A 6,671-nucleotide genomic window follows, 5' to 3' on the forward strand; every position below is an offset into this window, starting at 1 on the left:
TACGCCTTAGCCAGGTTCTTCTCCCCTGCCTTCGCTTTTCTTGTCCAGCAGTCCGAGGCTTTCTTCTCCTCGGCCTGCCGGACGGCGGGAGTCGCCTTGCCAAACTTCGTGTCCAGATCGTACTCGTTATTGCAGACCTCAGCGGGAGGCGTAGCGGGTTTGGGTGGCTGCTGCGACGTGGAGAGTGCGCGGCCAATCAGCACGCCCTCCAGAGCGAGTAGGGAGGCCAGGATACGAAACGGCATGCGCCGTAGGAGGAAGAAATTATTCATGGTTCTCTTTTTCTAAAAACTCGTGATTGTTGTTTGTAGTGTCACAAGGGTCGCTTCGTTATCATTTTAGCCTCATTTTAGCCTGTTGCGCCGGAGTAAAATTCTTAACACCAGTGAGATTTGTTGCCGCTGTTCGAGCCGTCTCGAAGAAAACCGTGCCATCTAGGTTCGCATTGGTCAAGTTAGCACCAGCCAGGTTCGCAAAATCCAGGGACGTCGCGGCCAGGTTAGCTTCATGCAGGCTCGTATTGGTCAGATCCGCATATTGCAGACTCGCACCAATCACGGTCGCACTGTTCAGTTTCGCATTGGTCAGATTCGCATGGTGCAGACTCGCACTGTTCAGATTCGCACCGGTCAGATTCGCACTGTGCAGTATCGCACCGTTCAGTTTCGCAAAAGTCAGGACAGCGCCAGCCAGTTTCGCTTTAGTCAGTTTCGCATCAGTCAGGGTCGCCCCATCCAGGGTCGCACCAGCCAGGGTCGCCCCATCCAGGGTCGCATTGGTCAGATTCGCATTGGTCAGGGTCGCATTGGTCAGGATCGCCCCCAGCAGGTTGAAGTCGGACAGATTCGCACCACTAAGATTGATTTTCGTCAAGTTGACGCTGGACAGATTCTTGCCAGCAGCACCAAGCAACTGCGCGACCGTCACATTGCTTGCCTCGAAATTCACACCAGCTAGGGTCGCACCCGTCAGATTCGCACTGCTCAGGGTCGCATCAGTCAGGGTCACACCCGTCAGATTGAAGTTGGACAGATTCGCACCACTAAGATTGAGTCCCTTCAAGTTGACGTTGGACAGATCCTTGTTGGCAACACCAAGCAACTGCGCGACCGTCACGTTACTTCTCTCGAAATTCACACCAGCCAGGGTCGCACCAGTCAGATTCGCACCAGCCAGTTTCGCATTAGTCAGGGTCGCACCAGTCAGATTGACACGAGACAGATCCAAGAGGGACAGCAGCGCACCAGTCAGATTTGTACCAGTCAAATTCACACCCGCCAGGGTCGCACCAATCAGTCTTGCACTAGCCAGATTTGCACCAGTCAAATTCACACCCGCCAGGTTGAAGTCGGACAGATTCGCACCACTAAGATTGGTTTTCGTCAAGTTGACGTTGGACAGATTCTTGCCAGCAGCACCAAGCAACTGCTCGCCCGTCACGTTACTTGCCTCGAAATTCGCACCAGCCAGGGTCGCACCCGCTAGGTTCGCATTAGTCAGTTTCGCAGCGGTCAGATTCGCACCAGCCAGGGTCGCACCCGCTAGGTTCGCATTGAACAGGAACGCCTGTTGCAGGTTCGCATTGGTCAGGTTCGCACCGCTCAGGTACGCATCCCTGAGGTTTTTCTCTCCTGCCTTGATTTTTCTCTCCCAGCAGGCAACGGCGTTCGCAGCCAAGGCTGAATTTTTGGCTACTTGACTGGCAGTGGAACAAGTTTCTTGGGTTGGGGGGTTGGGCAGCGGCGGCGTGGAGAGCACGCGGGCGATCAGCACGCTCTCCAGAGCGAGAAGGGAGGCCAGAATGCGAAAGGGCATTCGGCGGGTTAGAGAGGAATAGTTCATTTTTCTTCCGTTCACCTTTCTTCTCCGCCTCGCCCCCGCGCATGACTTCAGCGGGAGGCGAGGCGGACTTTGTCAGTTTTTGACGGAGGTGTTGCTCTTCAGCCGCTCTTTGAGCGCGTCGTTGGTCATGTTGCTGTTTTTGGCATAGCAGTAGAACGTCAGGGTGCCTATCTTGACCCGCCGAGCAGAGTACCAGGAAGGATTATTAGTATCACTGCTATAACTAAATATCGGTACATTGTTGTTAATGAAATCCACATCGGTCTGGGTTTTACGGGGCATACTCTCCACCGTCAAGTTAGTGATATCAGCCGCTGTTATCCCGAGTGCTGTGGCGAGCTGCAGCTTATCGTTTGCCCCAAACTCCATGATGCGATGGAGCTTATTGGAGGTGATTTTGTAGATGTCGCTATTGTCTATGCCACTGTCAAACACTGCCATATCGTCGCCGCACATCATGGTGGCTTCACTGCCCGTGATCAGGGTGTCGTTACCTCCGCTTCCGAAGAGAGCCACGCTATCACTTGTGTCCACCGACAACGTATCATTGCCCGCATACCCGTCCAACTCAAAAGTCATCCCTTTCCAATCAGAAGACTTATCACTAAAAACCGTATTGAGTGTAAACCCGAGTGCAATCGCACCGGTTGCATTCGTAACGGTTGGAATGTTGTAGCCAAGGTCGGCCAGAACCGCAAGGTCTACAATGGAGAGCAGGCTCCCACCACCCGCCATCATACGAGGAGCAACCAAGGCTTTATCCAGTTGCACCTTTTTCGCCACGGGTGGAGTGAGCTCCCGCTTGAAGTGAGAGAGGTCGTTTGCCCCGTTAAGAGGATAGACAGCCCCACCATTGACTTTCTTGGTGTTGGTTCCCGTAAACGTGCTGTTTGTCTTATCTATCTGTTTATCAAATGCGGTTATACTGCTGCTGAACCCGAGGCAATGGATGATTTCATGGAGCATAAGGGAAGTGTTATTGCCGTTCCATTCCTTCTTCGTGTCATCGAAAAACGTCGAGTTAAATGTCACCGTCCCGTTCTTGCCCCGGTACTTCGTATTAGTATTTTCGTAGGCCCCTGTGGTGTTGGGTGCGCCCGTTCCAAAGGTATTCCGATTCATAGTAGTACTGACTGTCACGGTCAGAGTAACATTATCGCTACCACTGATGTAGCCGCTCAGAAGGTCACAGACAGCCTGCACCTGCTTCTTAAAGGCGGGGGTCCAGTATTTCTGCTGCGCTGCCGCACTGTCGTAGCTCGGGATGATGGTGATTGCCCGAGCACTTGTTGCCGAAGCGAGGCAGGTAGCGGCGGCCAGGGAGGTGAGTAAGAAACTTGTCTTTTTCATCATTTTTCCTTGTCGGAGTCCTTTAATTGCTACCTTGATAAGGTAGTAGGAATCGGTCTTGATGAAAGTATAACAAGCTACTCTGGGCAAACTCTGGGCAAACTCTGGGCAGACTCAAACCATTTCGAGCGTCTGTAAAACTTCACGGCCATCGCGGTCATAACTTTCGTTATAAAGCACCTGAAATGCTTCCTCCCCGAGGCGCTCACGTAGCGCCACCAGGTTGCCTTCCCGTGCTCTATAGAGAAGGCCACGCACATCAAAGCCTTTGCGCTCACACCAACCTGCCAGCGTTCCGTAGAGCTGCGCCCCCTCTTGGTAGCGGCTCTCAAGGAACGCAAGGTGAGCGTATAGAGCAAGACAGAACGCAACTTCATGATAGCTCAAGTCCCCCTGTAGGCACTGAGGGAGGAGCTCCCTTGCCTCCTTTGACTCCCCCTTATGCAAGAGGAAGACAACACGGCTGCGAAATTTTATTCGATACTGTCCAGGGTCCTTCAGCGTCGAGAGAGGCTCGTATAGCTCTGCCTCCTTCAAGCATTCTTCAGCACGCACAAAGTCGCCTTGCCACAGAGCCAAGTAGTGGAACCAGCGCAGTGCGGCGGAAATCATGTAGGAATCCCCATTTTTCTGGGCAATTTCCAGGCTGGATTCGAGGAGTGCTTTTGCCTCGTCGAACTTACCTTGCTCTATCTTAACCGTGGCAAGATACGACTGATACTGATAGGGGTGCGTTGTCGAGAGATCGGAGGTATTGAGTGCCCACACGACTCCGTCCAAGTCGCGCGTGTAGGTACAGGCCCAGTAGAGCTCATCCAGCGCGATCCGACGGTCATCGTCAAGTGTCTGACACTCTGGCAGAGGAAGAGTCAACTTGAGCTGCTCACGAGCCAGCGTGCTCTGGGCAAACCAGTCCCAGAACGTCGAGAGATGCCAGCAGAAGATCAGCGCACGCTTCGGCTGGTCTTGGCGGCAGAACTCCAGCGCGGGCAGAAAGTTATCTTGGTAGGGCCGAATCGCCTCGGAGCGGGGAGCTGCCTCGGAGTCGTAGCGACGCGGGACGGTCATCAGCAAGTCGTAGAAGACCTCCAGGTGCGCTCGCCTCCAGCGAAGTTGCTCCGCTTCGGACTGCTCAGAGAGCCGAGCTTGCGCAAACTCACGAATCGTCTCCAGGAAACGATAGTGCAGTCCGTGCGAAGTCGCCTCCGTCTGTGCCAGGCTCTTATCCACCAGTGCGTCCAGACGCTCACGGGTGGTTTCGTCGCCCCCCCAGAGCCCTATCGCCTGCTCCGCTGTCCAGCCACCGTGGAACACCGAGAGGGAGTAAAAGAGCGCTTTCTCACGCTCACTCAGCAGATCGTAGCTCCAGGCGATTGAGGCTTCAAGCGTCTGCTGGCGTGGCTCGGCAACACGGTGGTTGCTCGTCAGCATGGCAAGACGGTCTTCCAGGCGCTGTACCAGCTCGGAAAGTGGGTAGGTACGCAGCTTGGCCGCCGCAAGCTCTAAGGCAAGCGGCAGACCATCCAGACGCAGGCAGAGCAGCGAGAGTAAAGGACGCTCCGTACGCGTCAGCTCCCAGCTCGGCTGGGCGCGACGGGCGCGGTCACAGAAGAGCTGCGCCGCCTCCGCCTCACTCAGCCCTGGCAGGCGCAAGAGGGTCTCGCCCGCCACGCCCAGAGGCTCCCGGCTCGTGGCTAAGATCGTGAGGTTGGGGCAGGCACGTAGCAAGCGCTCGGCCTCACGGGCCGCGCCGTGAATCAGGTGCTCGCAGTTATCCAGGCACAACAGGATTGCCCGGCGGCGAAGCACGGGAACTAGTGCCGCCGTTCCCGCAAGTCCCAAGGCCGTCGCGATACGCTCGGCGATCTGGGCAGGGTGGGTCAGGGTCGAGAGCTCCACCCAGGCCACGGGAGATCCCTCGGCTTCTCGCTGGCGCAGAGTCTCCAGCGCAAGGCGGGTCTTGCCCACTCCTCCGGTTCCCAGCAGTGTTAGCAGACGAGAGCCGTTTAGAAGCTCGCGTACTTGCTCCCGGATATCGTCGCGGCCAAGATACGGCGTCCAGGTGGCGGGAAGCGGCTCGTGGTCGTTAGGAGCTGCCGCAAGCATCGCTCCCAGCTTCTCCCGTACCTCCAGCACCCAGTCGTCGTAGAGGCCAGGCAGAAGACGCTCAACATCGAAGTCCTTGGGCAGGTTTTCAAGATCTGTGGTGAAGCTACCGGGAACGAGACAGATGGTAGTGCGTGTTGCCTGGATTAAGCTCCCCTCGGGCTGCCCCAGCTCTTTTTCCAAGGGGTTGCGCAGATACAGAAGCGTATAGGAGAGGCCATTGCGCGCCGCATCCAGCTCTAGCTCGGGCCAGAATAGCTCTACCAGTTTCTCGCGGCTATGACTTCCCGGATGGAGCGCCAGATAAGCCAGCAGCCGCGCCGCCTTCTGCGTCCGAAACTTGGTAATTTTGGCCTCGCCACAGTGAACACTTACACCGTCACAAAGCTCAATTCGATACATCCCGTTGTTACTTTCTTCACAAGCACTAAGTGTCCGGAGTAGTATAGCACGTCTTTTTTAACAAATTATCAAGATTCAGCCCCTGCACAGACTTTGCACAGAGTTGCCTGCTAGTATGTCTACCGGGGGGGCTCTCCTGTTGCCGCCCCATGAAATGAGGCGTCTGGGTAGCCTTCGGCTGCAAAGCCCGTGCCGGGCTGGGGAACCGATTCGTTAGCCCGCACCCAGAGGGTAACCGGTTTTTGCGGCACGCAGTGCCATTGCTTAGGTACACTACAACACAGACGGCTTGTCTGTTCAAGCCAGATCAAGGAATTTGAAATATGCGTCTCTCTCGTGCTTTGTTTTTCACAGGGCTTCTCTCTTTAACGGTGCTCCCTGCCTTCGCACAAACAACGTCCGCTTTCTCCTTCACCGGAGCCAACCAGGTCTTTGTGGTACCCTCAGGCATCACGAGTCTCACCGTCAAGCTCTGGGGAGCAGGTGGCGCTAGCAGGGGCGGCTCTGGTGCTTTTGTCACGGGTTTGCTCACCGTCACCCCTGGTGAGAACCTTACTCTGATCGTTGGAGGTGGTGGCTTTAGTGGTGGTGCTGGTGGTTTTGGTGGTGGTGGTAGTGGTGGTAGTGGTGGTGGTCGCTCGGGCATCCGCAACGCGGGCAATACGGAGCTGGTCACGGCAGGCGCGGGTGGTGGTGGCGGTGTTGGTGTTGGTGGTGTTGGTGGTGTTGGTGGTGCAGGAGGGCTGACCACAGGCAATGCGGGAGGGGGGGCAGCACCCGGTGGTGGTGGCACCCAGAGTGCGGGAGGAACAGCCGACGGTAGCGTTTTTGGAGGCGAGCCGGGTTCCGCTTTTCAGGGTGGTTCTGGTAATAGTGACTCAAATGCTTCTTCAGGCGGCGGCGGCGGTGGTTACTATGGCGGTGGCGGCGCTGGCTCGGAGTTCAGTGGTGGTGGTGGTGGCGGCGGCTCG

Annotated in this window: 4 protein-coding genes and 1 pseudogene; 1 reads left to right on the forward strand and 4 read right to left on the reverse strand. The window is 56.2% G+C overall.

Features of this window, described 5'->3' with window-relative positions; all coding sequences use genetic code 11:
• The 4 genes from RMO15_RS28585 to RMO15_RS28600 all read right to left on the reverse strand — a co-directional run.
• On the reverse strand, window positions 1-272 hold a 272-nt coding region (locus tag RMO15_RS28585; protein ID WP_309721054.1), incomplete at its 3' end, for a hypothetical protein.
• A 61-nt stretch (window positions 273-333) separates the two neighbouring features.
• Window positions 334-1,842 carry a pentapeptide repeat-containing protein gene (locus RMO15_RS28590; RefSeq protein ID WP_309721057.1) on the reverse strand — a complete coding sequence of 503 codons (1,509 nt, stop codon included), beginning with the start codon at window positions 1,840-1,842 and terminating at the stop codon, window positions 334-336.
• A gap of 72 nt (window positions 1,843-1,914) precedes the next feature.
• Window positions 1,915-3,192 (reverse strand): hypothetical protein, encoded by a 1,278-nt coding sequence (locus tag RMO15_RS28595; protein WP_309721060.1) that lies wholly within the window; start codon window positions 3,190-3,192, stop codon window positions 1,915-1,917.
• Between the two features lie 114 nt (window positions 3,193-3,306).
• Window positions 3,307-5,700, reverse strand: a complete 2,394-nt coding sequence (locus RMO15_RS28600; RefSeq protein WP_309721063.1) for an AAA family ATPase — start codon at window positions 5,698-5,700, stop codon at window positions 3,307-3,309.
• A 323-nt stretch (window positions 5,701-6,023) separates the two neighbouring features.
• Between RMO15_RS28600 and RMO15_RS28605 the strand changes: the two are divergent.
• Window positions 6,024-6,671: pseudogene (locus tag RMO15_RS28605) on the forward strand (hypothetical protein); the annotation flags it as partial.

This window comes from Armatimonas sp. (genome assembly GCF_031410135.1).
Classification (GTDB): domain Bacteria; phylum Armatimonadota; class Armatimonadia; order Armatimonadales; family Armatimonadaceae; genus Armatimonas.